The organism is Undibacterium pigrum, assembly GCF_003201815.1.
In the GTDB taxonomy this organism is placed as follows: domain Bacteria; phylum Pseudomonadota; class Gammaproteobacteria; order Burkholderiales; family Burkholderiaceae_D; genus Undibacterium; species Undibacterium pigrum.
Map to the genome: position 1 here is coordinate 26,632 of NZ_QJKB01000016.1, position 19,250 is coordinate 45,881.

Below are 19,250 nucleotides of genomic sequence, written 5' to 3' on the forward strand. Positions count from 1 at the left end.
AAACAGGATATGCATTCACCATGAAAATGATCCACATTTTCCTGACGCTGCTGAGCATTTCCATCTTTGGAACTGCGCAGGCAAAAGCAGCAGACTGTCAGGCTGAAAAAAGCTTAACTGAAGTAGCTCTCCAGAACCGGCTCATCATCGTTGATGACTCTCACGGTATTGTAGAAATTCCAGACTATCTGTTGCAAGTAGCATGTCGCTTGCTCAACAATGGCAAGCCATTGTTGATAGGCCTGGAGATACCTGCCAGCGAGCAGGAAGCCATCAATAATTACCTGCAATCTGACGGCGACGCATATGACCGCATGGATTTGTTGAACGGGATTTTTTGGCATAAAGCCAGAAAATATGGCATGGCCAGTGAGGCAATTTTTTCTGTCATTGAAACCAGTCGCAAATGGAATAAAGCTGGCTTGCCCGTGATGGTATTTGCGTTTGACCAGGCAGAAAACAGCTGGCCAGTTCGCCTGCAAAAGCAGGAATCATTTTGGGGTGGCTATAGAGAAACCATCATGGCACTCAACATCAATGTACGTGCCAGACTTTACCCACAACACACTCTATTGATACTGGTAGGCGGCATACACGCACGTAAATATGCCGAGCCCAAAGACAAGTATCCGAGTATGGCTCATACTCTGGCGCAGACTTATCCCAGCTATACGATCACTTTTTCTCACCCTGAAGGTGAGGCTTGGTATTGCGGTGGGCAAACCAGGGAAACCATGCAATGTGGCAAGCAAAAATATCCCAAGAGCAGATTGCAGACCAACCCTGCTTTCGATGTGACGATAGCACTTGAAAAAATAAGCGCCTCCCCGCCTGCCGTCGACAAATAAATTTCATTCATCGTCACAGCATCAGTATCTATACTTGTACATTGGCATCGCAGCTTGAGAAGCTTGCACGGAGAAGGATAAATGACAAAAGTCGCAAAAATAGCATTGATCACAGGTGGCAGTCGCGGCATAGGTGCCGCCACGGCACTTCAACTGGCGGCTGCCGGTTATGCAGTCTGTATCAACTATCTGCACAAGCACGAAGCTGCGCAGCAAGTCGTGCAAGACATACAGTCACAAGGCGGCACAGCGATTGCCATACAGGCTGACGTTGCCAATGAAGTCGACGTCGTGCGCCTGTTTGCAGAGATTGATACGCGACTCGGTAAACTGGATGCTTTGGTCAATAATGCGGGCATCCTGATGCAGCAATGCCGCCTGGAAGACTTGACGGCTGAACGTATCAATCGCTTGTTGAGCACCAATGTCACCAGTTATTTTTTATGCTGCCGCGAAGCGGTGAAACGCATGTCGACCAGGCATGGTGGCAAAGGTGGTGCTATCGTGAATGTCTCGTCAGCCGCAGCACGGCTGGGTTCAGCCAATGAATATATCGATTATGCGGCAACCAAGGGGGCCATTGATACCCTGACCAAAGGTTTGTCGGTGGAAGTGGCAAATGAGGGCATACGCGTCAACAGCGTGCGGCCAGGGTTGATCTACACCACTATGCATGCTGACGGCGGTGAAGCCAATCGGGTAGAAAGACTCAAGACGAATGTCCCTATGCAACGCGGTGGTGCACCGGAGGAAGTGGCAGCAGCCATCAGTTTTTTATTAAGCGATGCGGCTTCTTATATCACTGGCAGCTTTGTTGATGTATCGGGCGGGCGTTAATTCATTCAGGCGCACGTCCTGCGGGCGCCATCGCTTGCAAGGTCTGATTCCAGGCAATCAACTGAGCGGGCAGTTCGTCAAATCGCATTTGCAATAATGAAAATGGCTCTACTGTTAAACGTTTCCTTTTAAACTTCATCTTGACCAGCAGTTCTGCGTGAAGCGACTCTCGTATATAGAACTGATGCGAGAAATACGTGTATTTTTCATCGGCATAAATGATGTGCGTAAGCACCTGCACTCGCTGGAAAAGATACACTGGCTTCATGAAACTGACTAGCTGCGAGACATTCACAAAGGCCGTACCACTCGCCAGCATGGGACCCAGTAAACCGGCTCTGATCACAAAATCGATTTGCGCTGATTCTGCAAGCTGGAAGTATTTATCACTCTTCAAAGTTTTAATGCCGGTATCCCAGGGGCCGATCCAAAAGTGGGAACAAACCCCGTCTGCAACACTGGTGCGTTTGCGGCCAAATCCATAGATAAACAAGGCATGCAGTATCGTGAAGACATTACGGATCAATCCAGACACGGCGACACCTTTCAAGCAGAGATGGCGGACAGAGTAGTCAGGGCGATGTTTCCATCGCCTTGACAGCTTGACCAAGTTCAAGCGGAATCTATTGATGGTGCAGCTTACAAAACAGCAAGCTGGCAAGTGTTTTGACCATTTTAGCATTGGGATGGTAAAGTCCTGCATTCTGGATTAAAACAGGCTGACTCAGTATGTTGACACTACGCGCACTTACCACATCACTAGGCATATCAGCATCTTTATTGCTGTGCTTAAGCACTGGCTTTACCACTACAGCCCAGGCACAAAATTTGTATCGCTGTGGCAGCACCTATCAGGATAAGCCTTGCGACAATGGCCAGGCCGGTCAGTTAATCAAGAAGGCCCAGAGTCAGCCCGTCTCAGATAAACCGCCACTGGATGCACATTGCATGCGCCGCGGGGAAGAAGCAAAAAAAATAATATGGCTAAAAGAAGGCGGTGCCTTCCAGGATAAAGTAGCGGCTGATGCAAAGACCTCAGAACAACGCAAACTGATTGCTGATGTGTATGCCCTGCGCGGTAATTCCAGTGATATACGCACGAAGATCGAAAACGACTGCATGGCAGACAAGGATACTGAACGCAAATTTGGTACGCGCTCGTATGAGGATGAAGTCAACCGCCATCTGGCTGCTGAACGTAAAGCGGTGAATGGACCAAACACTAAAGACAGCAACAAAGCTGATACAAATGAAGCCGCACGCAAGCAGGAAGCATGTGAGGATATACGCAGGCAAATCAGTACTGCACGCAGCAATCAAAAAGCGGGCGGCAGTGTGCAGGAAATGGAAGCCATGGCAGATAACAAGCGAAGAATTGAAACCAGCCTGAAAGAAATGGGCTGCTCCAAATAAGCATGGCAGACTGGGGCAATTGATGGACCTGCCATCAAACCCCTCCGTCTTACCAGCCCTGGCTTCAAATACGAATACCAAACACCTCTTCTGAGGTGCGCACCATGATACGGCTATTGATGGGCGTAGCAATATTCGACCACACCCAGTTATGATGTTCGACGATTTTTTCAGCCCGCATATGTGGTCTGTCGCCGGTGGTATGCGCATCTGACAAGGCGGTAACATCAAAGCCATGCGATGCTGCTGACCGTACCGTGCTATCCATGCAAAACTCGGTCGCAAGGCCACATAAGATCAGGTTGCGTGCACCTGTAATTTTCAAGTGGGCAAGCAAACCTGTTTGCGCAAAAGAATCGCAGGCAGTCTTATCAACAAAGACATCGCCGGGGGTAAAGGGTAGTTCAGGTATGACTTCCCAACCGGCTGAGCCAGCCAGTGCATCATCGTTGGCATGACGTATGAAAATCACCTGACCACCATGCTGACGAATATACTCAGCTGCACGCCTGATGCGGGCAATGACATTTGCCTTATCGTAGCGAGGTGTTCCTGCATGTAGCCATGCATTTTGCATATCAATAATGAGCAGGGTATCCATTTTGCAGCACCTAATAATCCAAAAAACATATGATACTGGGTTCTGCATTAAAGCGTGCACTGCGGCAAGCAGGCAAAAACACGGACTTTGTTAACATCTGAAAAAAAATATCAGTTCAACAAGCTTTGTATTATTTCTTTCGCAAACAATTCTATCAACTGATCAGCCACTGCCCTGACTCTGGGAGAGCGCCTGACATCATCATGCATGACTAGCCAGAGCTTTCTCTGGACAGGGCAAGCTTCCTGCTCAATGCGGCACAAGTCCCGGTGACTCTGGCGCAGATAATGGGGTAAAACAGTAACTCCCATACCAGCGGCAGCACATTGCGCCATGACCATCTGATCATTGCTACGCAAGCTGACGCTACGTTGCCCAAGGTACTGCTCCAGCCACTGATGATGTGGTGTGGAGGAGTTTTTTTCATAGGCAATAAACGCCCAGTCTGCGGCAGCATGCTTCTTCAAATAGGTTTTAGTGGAATACAAGCCATAGCCTATGCTGGCCAAGGGCTTTATGACCAGCCCTGCTGTTTGTGGGCGCGTCATGCGCAGAGCGATATCTGCCTCGCGCTTACCGAGACTGACTTGCTGGCGCTCTGCCTGCAATTCAAGTTCAATGCCTGTCAGATTTTGACACAGGGTTTTCAAATGCGGGGCAAGCATGAATGTTGATAAAGTGGGTGGTGCAGAAATGCGCACCACTCCTTCCATTTTTCCAGCTTGCAGCGCTTTTCTTTCAAAACTGAACCAGCGCTCTTCTACCTCCCTGGCATGAGCAACCAGATCTTGCCCTTCCGTCGTCAATTGCCAGCCACGTACCAGTCTGTCAAATAATCGCAAGCCTAGTGCCGTCTCAAGCGCATCGATACGCCGGGCGACAGTGGTATGTTCAACTTGCAGACGACGTGCTGCCCCCGTCAAGGTACCGCAATCGACGAGTGCCAGGAAATAACGTAAATCATCCCAATTCATCATGGTGCAATTATGCACAGTCCAGGCGAATATTTCAGCAATTTTCTTTCTTAACTACTTTGAGTAAGCTGACAGTCAGTCATTCAAAGAAAGAAAATTATGCAAGCCATACAATTGTTTTCACAAGGCAGCCCCGAAGTACTGGAGTTAAAAGAAATTGCCATGCCTGTACTTAAACATGGCGAGGTACTGGTGCAGGTCGATTATGCAGGTATCAATTACGCCGACGTATATCAGCGCAATGGACAAAATCCAGCCAGTCTTCCCTGCATACCAGGTGCAGAAGGTGCGGGTACGGTAGTAGAAGGCAATGGTGTATTACCATCTGGCACACGGGTAGCATGGTTATCTCAACCAGGCTCGTATGCTGAATACCTGGCAATACCCGCCTGGAAGCTGATTGCATTGCCAGAATACCTGAGTACATGCAATGCCGCAGCCGCCATGCTGCAAGCGGTGACTGCGCAGTATTTGTGCGAAACCAGTTATCGTGCACAAGCTGGAGATACGGCGCTGGTGCATGCCGGTGCTGGCGGTGTTGGCCTGCTGCTAACCCAGATACTGAAGCACAAAGCTGCCAGGGTCATCAGCACGGTTTCGACAGCAGAAAAAGCCAGGCTATCTCAAGCGGCAGGTGCTGATCATGTGGTGCTGTACACAGAGACCGATTTCGTCAGCGCCGTCAAGGATATGACGCAACAGCAGGGTGTACACGTGGTCTATGACTCCGTTGGCCTGCACACTTACTTAGCTAGCATGGCATCGCTGCGGCCACTCGGCAGTCTGGTCCTGTTTGGTCAATCCAGTGGCAATGTGCCTCCCATCGACCCCATGCAGTTGTGCCGCCAGGGCTCTTTATTTCTGACGCGCCCTACCCTTGCTCACCATGTTGCCGATGCAGGTAGCCTGCAATACCGCGGCCTGCGTATCTTCACCTGGTTGCGCGAAGGCATACTGGACTTACGCATCAATCAAATCTACCCATTGGAACAGGCAGCACAGGCCCATGCGGACCTCGAATCACGCCAGACCACAGGAAAACTATTGTTAGCTGTCAGCGCGACTGCCCGCAACTCTTTGACAAGGGAGAAAACATGAACAAGGCATGCAATAATGTGGCATATAAGATGACATGCATGACGCTGAGCTGCATGGCCTTCTTATGCCTTCCTGTCCATGCTTTTACGGAACAGGAAGTGGACAAGCATGCCCTGGCACAAAAGCGGCTGACTGGCACCTGGACATTGACTGCTGCACCTGAAATTCGCGCTGATGGCAGCCGGGCTGAAACCTTTGGGAACGATCCCCATGGCCTGTTGATCATCGATGAAAGCGGACGTTATTCACTGCAAATATATAAATCCACTCGAAGCAGATTTGCAGGCGGCGACAAGCGCAAAGGCACGGAAGCAGAATACCGGGCTGCCGCCCTGGACACCAGTTCACATTATGGCCGCTGTTTCATTGACACCGACCGCAACGTACTGGTGTTCAGAATAGAACATGCTTCTTTTCCAAACTGGGATGGCACAGAACAAGCCCGGCAATTTGAATTGAAGGGCGATGAACTGAGCTATCGTGTACCGGCCAGTGCCAGTGGCAACGGTACAACGGCAATTTCATCATGGAAGAAGTCGCGCTGAACAAAAACGCGAGCACTCTATTTTACTGGTTGGGGCGCGCCTGCAATAGAAGACAAGCGTTGCTCCAATAATTTCAAGCGTTCGCGAATATTGGCACCTACAGCTATTTGCGGATTGGAATATCCATCTGACTTGCCTGCTTCCTCTTCCCGTTGTTTGATAATGGGTCTGGCGGCAGCATGGGCAGTTTCAAAAGACAGAGTCTTATCGCGCAATTGCTCATCGTACATGGCACGGCCGAAAAAAGTCAGCTCGGATTTGCTGCCACAACCATACGACGTATGGTCGGCATCCGATGCCGTCATCACCAGCGTGTTGTCATCTGACAAAGGCGCAACCCAGTTCCCTGCATAACAGGCCGAAATGGAGATCACTCTGTGCTTGATACCCGCCTCATCCAGCCACTGCTTCAAGTCTTCCGGCGTGACGGATTTAACACTGAGTGGCCACATCCCGGCAGACAATTCACCATCGCTGGCACCGTGGGAAGACATGTGCAGGAAGAGGATATCTTCATTGAGATCCATACGTTTTGCCACCTGCTGTATGGCTCGCTGTAAATTCAGTGGAGTAGCCCAGGGCAAACTGGTTATCGTGCCAGGATTATTCACCAGTAGCAGACTACGCCCTGCGGCATCAAAGCGTTTCTCCATGACTTGTGACACCATGCTGGTTTCATTCAGGAAGACGTTTTCTTCACCATAGGGGGCGAAGTTAAGACTATACAAATCAATGACACCAGGTCTTTGTGGCTGCAGTGCCCCCATTTTTTCTTGCAGCAGCGCAGCTTGTGCCTCAAAAATCTCCTGAGAAATATCCAGCGACTTATCACTACTATCTGCGTCACTGCTTTCCACCCTTTTCGGATACCAGAAATGTGGTGGATTGGTGGTGACTTGCATGGCGACGCCACTGATCGTCACAAAAAATATAAGCGCGATGGACGAAGCACGGCGATCACATGCTCGCCACAAAAAGACTGACTGAATTGCTATCGTTAACAAAACCGGTGTAAGGTAGATCAGCCAGCCGATGATCTGGCTAAAATGGTCATACCTGATCCACCCCATGTTCATCGCCAGGCAGAAAGGCAGGTTCAAGATCAAGGACAGGAACAGGCCTTGCGCCAAGGACAGCACAAATAAATGACTGGCGCTGGGTGCAATACCAGTATTTTTTTTATCCGGATTAACAGGATAACGACGCAAGCTGAAGCAAAGCCAGGCCCAGGATGCAAAGGCGAACCAGTTTGCACCGATAGCGCGAAAATGGAAATCAGCAGGACCAGCGATTGCCAGACGCTGCAAGCACATCATCGTCAGTATGTACCCTGCTACCAGGAGCAACATAATGGAAGGCGAAACTGGTATTCCTTCCCAGTGTGGGCTCTTCAGGAAACTGATTCTTAAAGCCTCACTGATTAAGCGGGTCCATCCTGCTTTTTCTTCTGCACTTTGGCTTGAAGATAAGACGGAAGGAGCTTGTGATTCAACTTGGCCTCCTGCTTCTTCAAACTTTTTTTCTACATTAGTGATGTTGGACTCTGACATAAAAATTCTATATGGTATTTTCTGGAATGAGTTTTAAATTGGATAGCATGCTGAAGATTGTCTGACAAATTCACTTCGCATAAGCAAGCGCCATCGACAAAATTAAGGAGGCAAATTTACACAGTCAAAAAAAGACTGGCTCTATCTCTAACTTGACAGCAAATTTCGCATACACATCGGCCTGAACCGCCTGTGCCAGCGCCCTTACCTCAGCCCCGGTCGCTCCACCATGATTCACCAGCACCAGGGCCTGTTTCTCATACACGCCTGCGCGCCCTGATTGCCTGCCCTTCCAGCCGCACTGATCTATCAACCAGCCTGCGGCAAGTTTGTAATCGCCCTTGTCCTGCGGGTAGCTAACCAGCATGGGATGCGCTGCCAGCAAATTGTCACGCTGTGCGGCAGGCACTATAGGGTTTTTGAAAAAACTGCCAGCATTACCTATTTTGGCAGGATCGGGTAATTTGGCCTGGCGTATGGCAATGATGGCATTACTGACATCTTTTGCCGCAGGGAGTTCAATCTGATGCTGGCTTAAATATTGCGCCACATCGGCGTAGCCTAATCTGGCTTGCCATCGCTTGGGTAAGGCAAAGCGCACGCTGAGAATGACCATGCGGTCTTTATAATCTTGCTTGAAAATACTGTCACGATAAGCAAAATTACATGTCGCCTTGTCGATTTCCACTATTTCACCAGTAACAAAATCAAAGGCGCTCAGGCTGGCAAACACATCCTGGATTTCTATTCCATACGCACCGATATTTTGTATGGGCGCGGCTCCTACCGTGCCAGGTATCAGTGACAGGTTTTCCAAACCGCCCAGGCCTTGCTCCAGCGTCCACAGCACAAATTCATGCCAGTTTTCACCGGCAGCTGCCTGCACATAGACATAATCCTCATCTTCACCAAGGATTTGCCTTCCTTTCAATGCCATGTGCAAGACCAGGGCGTTCACTTGATCGGACAAGACCAGATTGCTACCACCACCAAGTATCAGTCGCGGCATGGCTTTGAGCTGGGCATCAGCAAAGATGGCTTGCAGTTGCGCCAGTTGCTCTACACGCAAAAACTGGCTCGCGCGGGCGGCGATACCAAAGGTATTCAGGTTTTGCAGAGAATAATCTGCTGAAAATGTGAGTAAATTCGTCATAAGACCCAAATTATAGCCTTTGCTCTCTCATGCCTGCCTGCATTTGCTAAAATGGCGGCTAATTCATCATTTTATGCAAGGAAGCAAGATGCCCTCTTTTGATACCGTCTCTGAAGCCAATATGGTTGATGTCAAGAATGCCATTGATCAAACCAACAAAGTGGTCACTAACCGCTTCGACCTGAAAGGCAGCAGCGCCAAAGTAGAACAAAAGGACCGCGAGTTGACTATTTATGGTGACTCCGAATTCCATCTCGATCAGGTTCGCCTGGAATTGACCATGACACTGGCCAAGCGCAATGTCGATGTGCGTTTTCTCGACATGGGTAAAGTCGAAAAAATTGGCGGAGACAAAGTCAAGCAAGGCATCAAGGTTAAAAACGGTATAGAAACCGAAGATGCAAAGAAAATTGTCAAAGCCATCAAGGACAGCAAGCTGAAAGTACAGGGCAGCATACAAGGTGATGCCGTGCGTGTGACTGGAGCCAAACGCGATGATCTGCAAGCTGCAATGGCGATGTTGCGTAAGGAAATCAAGGACCTGCCTCTGGAATTCAATAACTTCCGCGATTAAGCCAATAATGTCCTTAGCTGTGAAAAATTTGAAAAGGCTCAGTGTAATGAGCCTGCTGCTTTGCTCAGCATTGAGCCATGCTACCGATATCGGTGTGGTTGGCCTGTTTCCCGGGAAAGCCATTCTTGTTGTAGATGGCGCACCACCTAAAACTTATGCCGTGGGTAGTACTATCAGCAGCGATACCAAGCTCATCGATGCTGATCGCGAATCAGCCACTATCACAGTGAATGGCAAGCGCAAAGTCCTGACCCTGGGGCAAACCGTACACCGATCGGCGGCCAGCAGTGGCAATAGTGTCGTCTTGAAAGCAGGCGACCGTGGCCACTTCATGGCGCAAGCCACCATCAATGGCGGCAGCGTGAACATGATGGTCGATACCGGGGCCAGCTTGATTGCCCTGCCTGCTGCTGACGCCATCCGGCTGGGTATCAACTACAAAAAGGGCCAGTTAAGCTCCAGTCGCACGGCTGGTGGCATAGTCCCCACCTATATCATCAAACTCGATACAGTCAGGATAGGCGATGTAGAACTCAATCAGGTCGATGCTTCAGTCATAGAAGGAGGCCTGGATGTACCCTTGCTGGGCATGTCATTCTTAAACCGCATGGAAATGCGGCGTGAGGGGGATCAGATGACGTTAACAAAGCGGTATTGATTCGTCAATTGAATCCCACTAATAATAGCTTGCAAGTAAATTATCACTGCATGGCGCAGTTTAGGAAATGAGTGTATCGATAGAAATGCCAGCTACCGACTTCGCTCCTGAATTGCGTATCCGTTTCAGCATGATTCTTGTCATTTCTGTTGGATGACGGCGAAAAAATCTAACGAGCTCTTCTTCGTAGTCATCACGCGCCTCCATTCCATGGACTGCTGACCAAAAAACACCTGCACCATCATCCTCAGCAAAACGCTCAAATAAATTGAAAATAGCGACGTAATAAAATTTTGCTTCCGTTGAAGAAAATACGTCTTCAAACATGGATTCGAGTTCTAACCAACTTCCATCTGTTGGTTCGAATTCTGCAATTTTCTTTGCCAGAGTAATATTCAAAATTCACCTTAGAATAAAAGTTACGGAATTTTCACAAAGATGAAATTGCGCATTCTACGCTTCAGAAAAAGTGCCGCTATCTGGATCATGTAGAAAATTGCGCGAAGTAAATTCAAACATGAACAATAAAAATCAAAGAGAAACGAACTCATGGCCACAAGATGATTGTGGCCATGCATAAGTAAACTGCGACCAAGCCTTTTTAACTATCATCGTTTAAAAAAGTTTGGTGTAAGAATATGGCAATCAGTACATGCAGGTATTGTTCTCAATAAGACTGCTTCAAGCGCCTTTGCTTTACTGCCTCAGCCAGGCCTTCCAGCACCTTGATGCTCGACTCCCAGTCTATGCAACCATCTGTCACAGATTGGCCATAGACCAGCTCCTTGCCGGGCACCAGGTCCTGGCGACCGGCGACCAGATGGGACTCGATCATGACACCCACTATGCGGGTATCGCCATCAGCTATTTGCTTGCCTATGTCAGCGCAGACTGGAATCTGGTTGGCGGGATTTTTTGAGCTATTGGCATGCGAGGCATCAATCATCAGGCGTGAAGCCAGGCCACTATTGGCGATGTCCTTGCAGGCTGCATCAACACTGACGGCATCATAATTGGGCGTCTTGCCGCCGCGCAGGATGATATGGCAGTCTTCATTGCCATTGGTGGAGACGATGGCTGAATGACCGCCTTTGGTGACAGATAAAAAATGATGCGGCTGGGATGACGCCTTTATGGCATCAACAGCGATTTTGACATTGCCGTCAGTGCCGTTCTTGAAGCCTACCGGGCAAGACAAGCCGGATGCCAGCTCCCTGTGGACTTGAGACTCTGTGGTGCGGGCACCGATAGCGCCCCAGCTGATCAGGTCAGCGATGTATTGTGGGCTGATGACGTCAAGGTATTCTGTGCCTGCTGGGAGGCCCAGTTCATTGATATTAAGCAGCAGTTCACGGGCAATGCGCAAACCATCATTGATGCGGAAACTGTTATCGAGGTAAGGGTCATTGATGAGCCCTTTCCAGCCTACCGTGGTGCGCGGTTTTTCGAAATACACGCGCATGATGATTTCCAGCTCACCGGCAAAGCGCGGACGCTCTTCTGCGAGGCGATGTGCATATTCCATCGCGGCCTTGGTGTCATGAATGGAGCATGGGCCGATGACGACCATGAGTCTGTCGTCCTGACCATGCAGGATGCGATGCAGGGCGGTGCGGGCATTGGCTGCGGTTTCCGACGCTTTTTCAGAGCAGGCAAACTCACGTATCAAATGTGAGGGTGGAACCAGTTCCTTCATTTCGCGTATGCGTAAATCATCGGTGCGTTGCATGTCTTCTCCTGAGAATTTCTTAAAAAATAATAGATGTAAATGTAGTAAAAATTCTGATCGGTAAAGATAATTACTATTCAATTTCTTTTCTGGCCTCATTGCGATTTACTGGTAATAAATGCAAGGGCAAAAAAAAACCGCCTGATCGGGCGGTTTTTTAGAATTTTGGCTTAGCTCTTTTTCTTCGAGTGCTTACCGTCTTTCCACCGCCCTTGGCTTGGAATAGCTAAAATAAAAGAAGAAAAAGAAAGCAGTGTGTTTCATATCAATATTTGTAAATATTTGCGTGTATATTCAACTCAATTATTGCTTATTTTTTGTTTAGGCATGATTTCACTCGCCAAAACGAGTATTTCAAAACTATAGTGCCTCAGAATTCAGCAATTTGCAAGAATGTTCCGGAAATAAGCTTATGCTTTCTTTGGAGCACCTCTGCCTGCGCCCCTATTCCCTCTCTATTCACTCATTTTTTCCACAATGGTGGTGGTTCTGGTGGAATGTCACCCTGATTGGGGTAGGCACCCGGGACGGGGGATTTTCTCTGCACTGCCGCTACTTGCGGTGAATTACGGTTCATCCAGTTGCGCAATTCATTCAGGTTGGCCGTGATATCGGCACGATTTGGGGCGAGACGGTTTGCTCTTTCCAGCAGATTCAGGGCTTTTTCATTGTCGCCTTGCGCGGCCAGGGCCACAGCCTGGTTGTTCAGCGCAGAAGCATCAAAGGGATTGATCTTGGCAGCTTCGGCAAATTTTTTACTGGCGGCACTATTATTTCCTTCAGCCAGGAAATTACGCCCTTCTACATTGGGGTCTTGTGCATATGCACCGGTGCTGGCACTCAGCACCAGCAAACTGGCACTGACAAACTGGATAATGGATCTCATGACTTTCATCTTGTTTTCAGAATGAGTTAGCTAAATTAGGAATTCAATTCCCCTGATAGTAAGCTTTGGGAGCAACAGGCGGGAAGCCGACAGGACTTCTGCGTGGCTCAAAGCTATAGCGCAAGTAGACCGCGGCGGAGGTGTCGTTGAAGTCGCCCGAGTTGTCTGCACTGATCTTGCCTCCCAGGAATAAATGTGGGGTCAGCTGGTATTCTGCTGCGCCACCTATCTTGAATGCAAACGCTGTCCTGGTTTGTCCAGCATAGTTGGTCTGGATGTTGATGGTGGGATTGGCTGCCGCAAATTGTTCCAGCTCTGCCTGGTCTGCCGGTGAATTTGGATAGTACGGGGCAGACAGTTCGCGGAAGTGCTGGACACCAAGTGAGCTGGCGATCTGGTAGGAGAGTTTGCCTTTGCGTCCTGCGATTTCTAGCGGGATGCCTACTGCAACATAGGATTTGGGACTGAAGTAGCCGCCATGTCCGTAGGTGAAGTAGCGCAGGTTTTTGTTGTAGAAGAAGGAGGTTAAACCCAACCCTGTGGTGAAGCTGAAGTCGTTGGTTTTGTAGGCGCGCCAGTAGGCGCCTACGCCAATTTCTGCTTCGGTGTTTTTGGCGACGTTTTTACCGGTGAGGCCATAGTAGCCTGCGCTGGCGTAGACGCCTCCTTCTTCTCCGTCATAGGAGGTGTCAAGTTTGACGCCTGTACGGGTGACGCCACCCCAGGTGAGTCCGTAGAGGCTGTCTTTAGACCCGGCATAGGAGAGGTAGCTGTCGGTGACTGAGCGGCGGGCGACTTCTATGCCCAGGCTGAGTCCGTCATCGCTGCCACTCCAGCGCAGGCCACCAACTACGTTTTGTACGGGGAAGCCTATGGGGCTGGAGCCGAGGTCTGCTCTGACGCCAGCGAGTTCGTAGCTGAGGTTGAGGGCGACGCCTTTGGCTTCCTGGTCCAGCGTGGCGACATTGGAGAGGCCTTGCTGGCGGGCGATGGTGGTGAACGGGACTTTGGCGTATCTGGCGCGTTCTACGACGATGGCATTGCGGCCAAACTGGCCTGAGACTGCGGGGTCGTTGAGAAACAGGGTACCTGCATCAACCACCACGGGGATGATCTTGAGACCAAACTGACCAAGACCCAAGGTATTGATGCGGGCTTCTATGGGGGTTTCTATATCTGTCAGGGCGGACAGGCCTTTTTCTCCGCTACGCGCACGGCCTGCGACTTCAACTGACACTTCTGTTCTCTTGAGGTCGTTGATGGCGTCGATTTCTTTGAGCAGGGCTGCTTCTTCTGGACTGACGTTCGCCGCTTTTACTGGCTTACCTCTTGTCGTGGCTGCTGTGTTGGCTGCTACCGTTGCATAGCTGCTGTTCGCTGCGGCGTACTGTTGTGGAACAGCGACTGGCGCAGCAGTGTAACTGACCTTGGCCGGGACATATGGCGTCAACACAGATGGCGCATTTCCATTACCAGTACCGCCACTGGCATCATAATTATTTCTTGGCGCAGGCTGGTTTTGCAGTGGATTATTTTGTACCGGCTGTGTCTGCGTCAGCGGCGTGCGCGATATATTCGCTGGTGGAATTTGATAGACAGTAGCCGCGCCCGTAGCACTGCTGACATTTCCACTTGAACCGCCCTGTACGGACGCAGCAGACGCTGCACTAGCTGAATAAGCTTGCTGAGGCAGTGCTGGCACAGGTGCTGCTGATCTGTTCAAGGCACTGGCTGGCAATTGCGGAATACTTGCCACTGGTGCTGCAGCTACGGTAGCTGGGCTGGCTGAATTAGCTGCCCGGCTTTGTTGCGCCGCCGCCAGGGTAGCAGCAGGCAATTGCGGTATCACATATTGCGGAGCAGGCTGAGGTGCTTGCGCATATTGTGGTTGTACATACTGTGGCTGAGGCTGCACATACTGCGGCTGTGCGTACTGCGGCTGCGGTTGAACATATTGTGGTTGAGCTTGCGCGTATTGCGGTTGCACGTACTGAGGCTGTGCGTACTGCGGTTGAGCATACTGTGGTTGTGCCTGCGCATACTGTGGTTGTGCATACTGAGGCACTTGCTGCAGAGGCACACCTACAGGCGCAAACAGGGCGCTGCGGGAATTGGCTGCCACAGCTTGCTGCACTGGCGCATTATTCATGGCAACGGCAGTTTGCCCCCTTCCACTACGGTCATTGCGGTCTGTAAAAGGGTTAACACTGAACTCATTAACATTGGCAGCCGGGGCCTGGGCAACCAGACGCATGCCATTTGCACCCAGACCATTCGCTGGTCTTTGAGCCTGTTCCAGCGCCAGGGCCTGACGGAAATATTCCAGAGCCTTGCCACTCTGGCCTTGCGCACGGGCGAGATTGCCTGCCAGGGAAATAAAGCGTGGGTTACCAGGCTGTAATTGCATCAGTGTGGCCAGGTGCTGCTCTGCCGTACCAAAGTCTTTGACCTGTATGGCGGCATATACCAGCGCCTGCAAGACTTCAGGGTTTTCTGGCTCTGACTCCAGTACCCGCTGATACAAGTCTTTGGCAGCATCAGTATCACCCGACGTAGAATAAATGCGTGCCAGAGCCAGCAGCAACAAACTGTCTTCGGGGTTGTCCATCAGCATGGGCTGGATGAAATTAAAGGCACTGGCATAGTCACCCGCCTCCCTGGCCCGCTCTGAATAGCGCATGGAAACTATGCGTTGCAAGTCTTTGTAATCAGTGACCTCTTCAGCCGTCAGCCTGGGCATGTCAGTGACCTTGCGCATGACAGCCAGCACTTCTGCTTCCTGGTTGGCACGCAATAAGGCCATGGCATATTGCAGCAATAAACCAGCCTGGGGATTAGGCGTAGACTCCACTGCCCGCTTGACCAGTGCCAGGCCATGAGCAGGGTCACCGACCTTCATATGGAAGGCCGCGATAATGCCAACAAACTCTGGACTATTACCTGCCGTGTTTTCTATGAGACCCAGCAACTCACGCGCTCTGGTGGTATCGCCACGATTGACAAAGACATTAAGGCGATCAACCTGCACCCTCGTCCACAGGCGTTTTTGCAATTCAAACATTTCTGGTTTTCTGGCGGCGGCAGGCAGACGCTCCAGTGTCACCAAACCTTCCCACCACAATTGCTGCATGGCGCTAAGCAGAGCACTGGCATACAGGGCTTCGGCCTGCGGGTTTTCTACATTGGCGATGGCATCCATGAGCGCGCGGGCGGCTCCTGGTGCGTTCTGACCGAGATAAATTTTTGCCAGAGCCATGCGCAACCAGGGATTATCTGGCGTCATGAGCACTGCATCTTCCAGACTGGCCTGGGCAGTTGCTATATCACCGGCTACCTCGGCAGCTTTGGCTTTGTCCCATAACTGGGTAGCTTTCAACTCAGACAAGACTGTCATCTGGCGCGGCGACATATAGGCGCTCAGTTCTTCCAGATCCTTGATACGTTTTTGCAGAGCCAGTACACCTATCAGGCTATCAAGCGCCCCCTGGTTCTTTTTGTCGTCACGCAAGACCAGGCGGAAATTTGCCTCGGCACCAACCAGATCATTTTCAGCCAGCAAGGCATCACCCAGTTGCAGTATGCCGACTGGCTCTTTCGGGTCCATGGCGACTGCCTTGCGCAACAAGCCTATACCTTTTGCACTATCGCTGTCTTCAAATGCAGTGCGGGCATCGGCTATCATGCCCCAGTAATTGGCTCGGTCGAAAGCGGGCTTCCATTGGTCCTTGCGACTGGCTGGCGACAGCTCTACTGCTTTTTGCAGCAGCGTACGTGATTCAGTGAATTCATCCTGGCGCATTTTCACCAGACCCATGCCACCATATCCTGCCGAGTCTCTGGGGTGAGATTTGATGAGCCCCTGAAAAGCTGCCGCTGCGACCTTGAGATCATTATCATCCAGGGCCTTAAAGGCTGCGATGCGGGTTTTCTCCAGTGCGTCGCCAGTTGTTTTTGCCTGTGCCTCTGCCCTGGCTGCTGCTTTGGATTCGGACTTGCTTGCAGTTTTGGCTTCAGGTTTAACTTCGGCTTTCTCGACGACTTCCGTCCTGGCTGCCGACTCCATGCTTTTTTTGGTTTCAGCCACGGCCTTCACTGCCGTGCTCTGTTTTGCTGCGGCGAGCACTTTTGCAGGATTACTTTTTTCTTCAGGTACGGCTGGTGCAGCAGGATGACTTAAACTGGCCAGGCGCTCACTGATTACCTGATCTTCAGGGAATTTATCCAGATAACGGCGGAAGTGCCTGGCATTTTCATTCTTGACGCCCATCCAGCTCAGGGCCTGACGCCATGAGTCACCAGCCTGCTTGCCAACATCGCCCTTGACGGTCAGTTGTTCCAGCGCAGCCATGCCCTCCACGCGTGTTGGCTCGCGATACGTCAATACCTGGGCATAAGCCAGGGCATAACGGGTATTGCCCGGGTTTTCCTTGAGTAATTTTTCCAGACCTCGTTTGGCATCGGGGTAGCCAGCCTTGGTGCCTGCCAGTACCTGGAAATATTCAAATGCGGCATCGCCCTTCAGCTTGGAGGGATCACCCATTTGCTTATAGGCTTCCACGGCGCTGTCAGCATCACCCTGCTTGGCCAGCTTGCGCGCTTCTTCCAGCTGCCCGCCGCTGGTGCCACCGTGCAGCACGGCATTTTCAGCCATGCGCAGTTGTGAAATACTGGCTTGCGCGCCACGGAGTTTGGAATAATAGGCTTTGGCCTGGGCGGTATTGCCTGCCTTGGCTTCAAATAAAACCAGCGCCAGCAAGGCGTCCACATTGGATGGTTCTATTTTTAAAACCTTGCGCCAGGCATCGGCGGCATTTTCGTCTTTGCCACGCTGGGCCCAGAATTGCGCCTGTTCTTTCAATTGTTGCGTCAAAGGGGAATTCGCGAGAGCTGTCCCGCTTTCCAGATATGCCGTCAAAAGCGCCAATACCAGCGCTTTCTTCTTAAAAGTCATTCATGTCCCCTTTTCCACTTCCTGGCTAGTGAGCATACTGTACTGGCGATGCTGATAAATAAACACTCACTTCACCTGCATTTTGAAGTAAGCCAGCATAAATAGGAAGTAGATGTGTGGCAGGAATTGTAAATCTATTGCAAATCTAATAAAAAACCGCCAAATCATGTGGAATTTGGCGGTTTTTTATCCTTAGAGCTTTACATCTTAATTGCCCTGATAGTAAGCCTTTGGAGCAACAGGCGGGAAGCCGACAGGACTTCTGCGTGGCTCAAAGCTATAGCGCAAGTAGACCGCGGCGGAGGTGTCGTTGAAGTCGCCCGAGTTGTCTGCACTGATCTTGCCTCCCAGGAATAAATGTGGGGTCAGCTGGTATTCTGCTGCGCCACCTATCTTGAATGCAAACGCTGTCCTGGTTTGTCCAGCATAGTTGGTCTGGATGTTGATGGTGGGATTGGCTGCCGCAAATTGTTCCAGCTCTGCCTGGTCTGCCGGTGAATTTGGATAGTACGGGGCAGACAGTTCGCGGAAGTGCTGGACACCAAGTGAGCTGGCGATCTGGTAGGAGAGTTTGCCTTTGCGTCCTGCGATTTCTAGCGGGATGCCTACTGCAACATAGGATTTGGGACTGAAGTAGCCGCCATGTCCGTAGGTGAAGTAGCGCAGGTTTTTGTTGTAGAAGAAGGAGGTTAAACCCAACCCTGTGGTGAAGCTGAAGTCGTTGGTTTTGTAGGCGCGCCAGTAGGCGCCTACGCCAATTTCTGCTTCGGTGTTTTTGGCGACGTTTTTACCGGTGAGGCCATAGTAGCCTGCGCTGGCGTAGACGCCTCCTTCTTCTCCGTCATAGGAGGTGTCAAGTTTGACGCCTGTACGGGTGACGCCACCCCAGGTGAGTCCGTAGAGGCTGTCTTTAGACCCGGCATAGGAGAGGTAGCTGTCGGTGACTGAGCGGCGGGCGACTTCTATGCCCAGGCTGAGTCCGTCATCGCTGCCACTCCAGCGCAGGCCACCAACTACGTTTTGTACGGGGAAGCCTATGGGGCTGGAGCCGAGGTCTGCTCTGACGCCAGCGAGTTCGTAGCTGAGGTTGAGGGCGACGCCTTTGGCTTCCTGGTCCAGCGTGGCGACATTGGAGAGGCCTTGCTGGCGGGCGATGGTGGTGAACTGGACTTTGGCGTATCTGGCGCGTTCTACGACGATGGCATTGCGGCCAAACTGGCCTGAGACTGCGGGGTCGTTGAGAAACAGGGTACCTGCATCAACCACCACGGGGATGATCTTGAGACCAAACTGACCAAGACCCAAGGTATTGATGCGGGCTTCTATGGGGGTTTCTATATCTGTCAGGGCGGACAGGCCTTTTTCTCCGCTACGCGCACGGCCTGCGACTTCAACTGACACTTCTGTTCTCTTGAGGTCGTTGATGGCGTCAA

At 50.9% G+C, this 19,250-nt stretch carries 18 protein-coding genes; 8 read left to right on the forward strand and 10 right to left on the reverse strand.

Annotated elements, in window-relative coordinates; all coding sequences use genetic code 11:
- Positions 1-20 precede the first annotated feature (20 nt).
- Entirely contained in the window at positions 21-848 is an 828-nt protein-coding gene (locus DFR42_RS25980) for a hypothetical protein (RefSeq protein ID WP_110257982.1), read from the forward strand.
- Positions 849-929: 81 nt separating this feature from the next.
- The gene (locus DFR42_RS25985) at positions 930-1,685 is read left to right on the forward strand and encodes an SDR family oxidoreductase (RefSeq protein WP_110257983.1); all 756 of its coding nucleotides are present in this window, start codon (positions 930-932) and stop codon (positions 1,683-1,685) included.
- A gap of 1 nt (position 1,686) precedes the next feature.
- On the opposite strand, the gene DFR42_RS25990 is transcribed toward DFR42_RS25985, so the two are convergent.
- Positions 1,687-2,235 (reverse strand): thioesterase family protein, encoded by a 549-nt coding sequence (locus DFR42_RS25990; RefSeq protein WP_110257984.1) that lies wholly within the window; start codon positions 2,233-2,235, stop codon positions 1,687-1,689.
- Positions 2,236-2,414: 179 nt separating this feature from the next.
- On the opposite strand from DFR42_RS25990, the gene DFR42_RS25995 reads away from it, so the two are divergent.
- Positions 2,415-3,098, forward strand: a complete 684-nt coding sequence (locus tag DFR42_RS25995) for a DUF4124 domain-containing protein (protein ID WP_110257985.1) — start codon at positions 2,415-2,417, stop codon at positions 3,096-3,098.
- A 64-nt stretch (positions 3,099-3,162) separates the two neighbouring features.
- On the opposite strand, the gene DFR42_RS26000 is transcribed toward DFR42_RS25995, so the two are convergent.
- Positions 3,163-3,699 (reverse strand): isochorismatase family protein, encoded by a 537-nt coding sequence (locus DFR42_RS26000; RefSeq protein WP_170133692.1) that lies wholly within the window; start codon positions 3,697-3,699, stop codon positions 3,163-3,165.
- Positions 3,700-3,809: 110 nt separating this feature from the next.
- Entirely contained in the window at positions 3,810-4,676 is an 867-nt protein-coding gene (locus tag DFR42_RS26005) for a LysR family transcriptional regulator (RefSeq protein ID WP_245937094.1), read from the reverse strand.
- Positions 4,677-4,772: 96 nt separating this feature from the next.
- Here DFR42_RS26005 and DFR42_RS26010 point away from each other — a divergent pair, with 96 nt between their 5' ends.
- Positions 4,773-5,771 (forward strand): quinone oxidoreductase family protein, encoded by a 999-nt coding sequence (locus DFR42_RS26010; protein WP_110257987.1) that lies wholly within the window; start codon positions 4,773-4,775, stop codon positions 5,769-5,771.
- The gene (locus DFR42_RS26015) at positions 5,768-6,316 is read left to right on the forward strand and encodes a lipocalin-like domain-containing protein (protein ID WP_211324427.1); all 549 of its coding nucleotides are present in this window, start codon (positions 5,768-5,770) and stop codon (positions 6,314-6,316) included. Before DFR42_RS26010 ends, DFR42_RS26015 begins: the two co-directional genes overlap by 4 nt.
- Before the next feature lie 17 nt (positions 6,317-6,333).
- Here DFR42_RS26015 and DFR42_RS26020 read toward each other — a convergent pair whose 3' ends face one another.
- Complete coding sequence (locus tag DFR42_RS26020) at positions 6,334-7,665, reverse strand: C13 family peptidase (RefSeq protein ID WP_170133693.1); 1,332 nt, start codon at positions 7,663-7,665, stop codon at positions 6,334-6,336.
- 1 nt (position 7,666) lies between these two features.
- Here DFR42_RS26020 and DFR42_RS29370 point away from each other — a divergent pair, with 1 nt between their 5' ends.
- Complete coding sequence (locus tag DFR42_RS29370) at positions 7,667-7,903, forward strand: hypothetical protein (RefSeq protein WP_170133694.1); 237 nt, start codon at positions 7,667-7,669, stop codon at positions 7,901-7,903.
- Between the two features lie 87 nt (positions 7,904-7,990).
- Here the strand turns inward: DFR42_RS29370 and murB are convergent, their stop codons facing one another.
- Positions 7,991-9,019, reverse strand: coding sequence for a UDP-N-acetylmuramate dehydrogenase (gene murB / locus DFR42_RS26025; protein ID WP_110257989.1), 1,029 nt, complete (start codon positions 9,017-9,019; stop codon positions 7,991-7,993).
- An 88-nt stretch (positions 9,020-9,107) separates the two neighbouring features.
- Between murB and DFR42_RS26030 the strand changes: the two genes are divergently transcribed.
- Positions 9,108-9,593, forward strand: coding sequence for a YajQ family cyclic di-GMP-binding protein (locus DFR42_RS26030; RefSeq protein WP_110257990.1), 486 nt, complete (start codon positions 9,108-9,110; stop codon positions 9,591-9,593).
- 46 nt (positions 9,594-9,639) lie between these two features.
- Positions 9,640-10,251, forward strand: coding sequence for a retropepsin-like aspartic protease family protein (locus DFR42_RS26035; protein WP_245937095.1), 612 nt, complete (start codon positions 9,640-9,642; stop codon positions 10,249-10,251).
- Between the two features lie 60 nt (positions 10,252-10,311).
- Here the strand turns inward: DFR42_RS26035 and DFR42_RS26040 are convergent, their stop codons facing one another.
- The 5 genes from DFR42_RS26040 to DFR42_RS29375 all read right to left on the reverse strand — a co-directional run.
- A complete protein-coding gene (locus DFR42_RS26040; protein ID WP_146218978.1) occupies positions 10,312-10,650 on the reverse strand; it encodes a hypothetical protein in 339 nt (112 codons plus the stop codon).
- A gap of 268 nt (positions 10,651-10,918) precedes the next feature.
- A complete protein-coding gene (gene aroG, locus DFR42_RS26045) occupies positions 10,919-11,980 on the reverse strand; it encodes a 3-deoxy-7-phosphoheptulonate synthase AroG (RefSeq protein WP_110257993.1) in 1,062 nt (353 codons plus the stop codon).
- 463 nt (positions 11,981-12,443) lie between these two features.
- A complete protein-coding gene (locus DFR42_RS26050; RefSeq protein ID WP_170133695.1) occupies positions 12,444-12,866 on the reverse strand; it encodes a tetratricopeptide repeat protein in 423 nt (140 codons plus the stop codon).
- 43 nt (positions 12,867-12,909) lie between these two features.
- Positions 12,910-17,817 carry a cellulose synthase subunit BcsC-related outer membrane protein gene (locus DFR42_RS26055; RefSeq protein ID WP_110257995.1) on the reverse strand — a complete coding sequence of 1,636 codons (4,908 nt, stop codon included), beginning with the start codon at positions 17,815-17,817 and terminating at the stop codon, positions 12,910-12,912.
- A 207-nt stretch (positions 17,818-18,024) separates the two neighbouring features.
- Positions 18,025-19,250 (reverse strand): cellulose synthase subunit BcsC-related outer membrane protein (locus DFR42_RS29375; RefSeq protein ID WP_211324428.1); only part of this gene is annotated, 1,226 nt, incomplete at its 5' end.

Excerpts from the sequence above, each read along its gene's own strand:
- DFR42_RS25980 (WP_110257982.1), top strand. The coding sequence starts at position 21 with ATGAAAATGATCCACATTTTCCTGACGCTGCTGAGCATTTCCATCTTT.
- DFR42_RS25985 (WP_110257983.1), top strand. The coding sequence starts at position 930 with ATGACAAAAGTCGCAAAAATAGCATTGATCACAGGTGGCAGTCGCGGC.
- DFR42_RS25995 (WP_110257985.1), top strand. The coding sequence starts at position 2,415 with ATGTTGACACTACGCGCACTTACCACATCACTAGGCATATCAGCATCT.
- DFR42_RS26000 (WP_170133692.1), bottom strand. The coding sequence starts at position 3,699 with ATGGATACCCTGCTCATTATTGATATGCAAAATGCATGGCTACATGCA.
- DFR42_RS26005 (WP_245937094.1), bottom strand. The coding sequence starts at position 4,676 with ATGATGAATTGGGATGATTTACGTTATTTCCTGGCACTCGTCGATTGC.
- DFR42_RS26010 (WP_110257987.1), top strand. The coding sequence starts at position 4,773 with ATGCAAGCCATACAATTGTTTTCACAAGGCAGCCCCGAAGTACTGGAG.
- DFR42_RS26015 (WP_211324427.1), top strand. The coding sequence starts at position 5,768 with ATGAACAAGGCATGCAATAATGTGGCATATAAGATGACATGCATGACG.
- DFR42_RS26020 (WP_170133693.1), bottom strand. The coding sequence starts at position 7,665 with ATGTTGCTCCTGGTAGCAGGGTACATACTGACGATGATGTGCTTGCAG.
- DFR42_RS29370 (WP_170133694.1), top strand. The coding sequence starts at position 7,667 with ATGGAAGGCGAAACTGGTATTCCTTCCCAGTGTGGGCTCTTCAGGAAA.
- murB (WP_110257989.1), bottom strand. The coding sequence starts at position 9,019 with ATGACGAATTTACTCACATTTTCAGCAGATTATTCTCTGCAAAACCTG.
- DFR42_RS26030 (WP_110257990.1), top strand. The coding sequence starts at position 9,108 with ATGCCCTCTTTTGATACCGTCTCTGAAGCCAATATGGTTGATGTCAAG.
- DFR42_RS26035 (WP_245937095.1), top strand. The coding sequence starts at position 9,640 with ATGAGCCTGCTGCTTTGCTCAGCATTGAGCCATGCTACCGATATCGGT.
- aroG (WP_110257993.1), bottom strand. The coding sequence starts at position 11,980 with ATGCAACGCACCGATGATTTACGCATACGCGAAATGAAGGAACTGGTT.
- DFR42_RS26050 (WP_170133695.1), bottom strand. The coding sequence starts at position 12,866 with ATGAGATCCATTATCCAGTTTGTCAGTGCCAGTTTGCTGGTGCTGAGT.
- DFR42_RS26055 (WP_110257995.1), bottom strand. The coding sequence starts at position 17,817 with ATGACTTTTAAGAAGAAAGCGCTGGTATTGGCGCTTTTGACGGCATAT.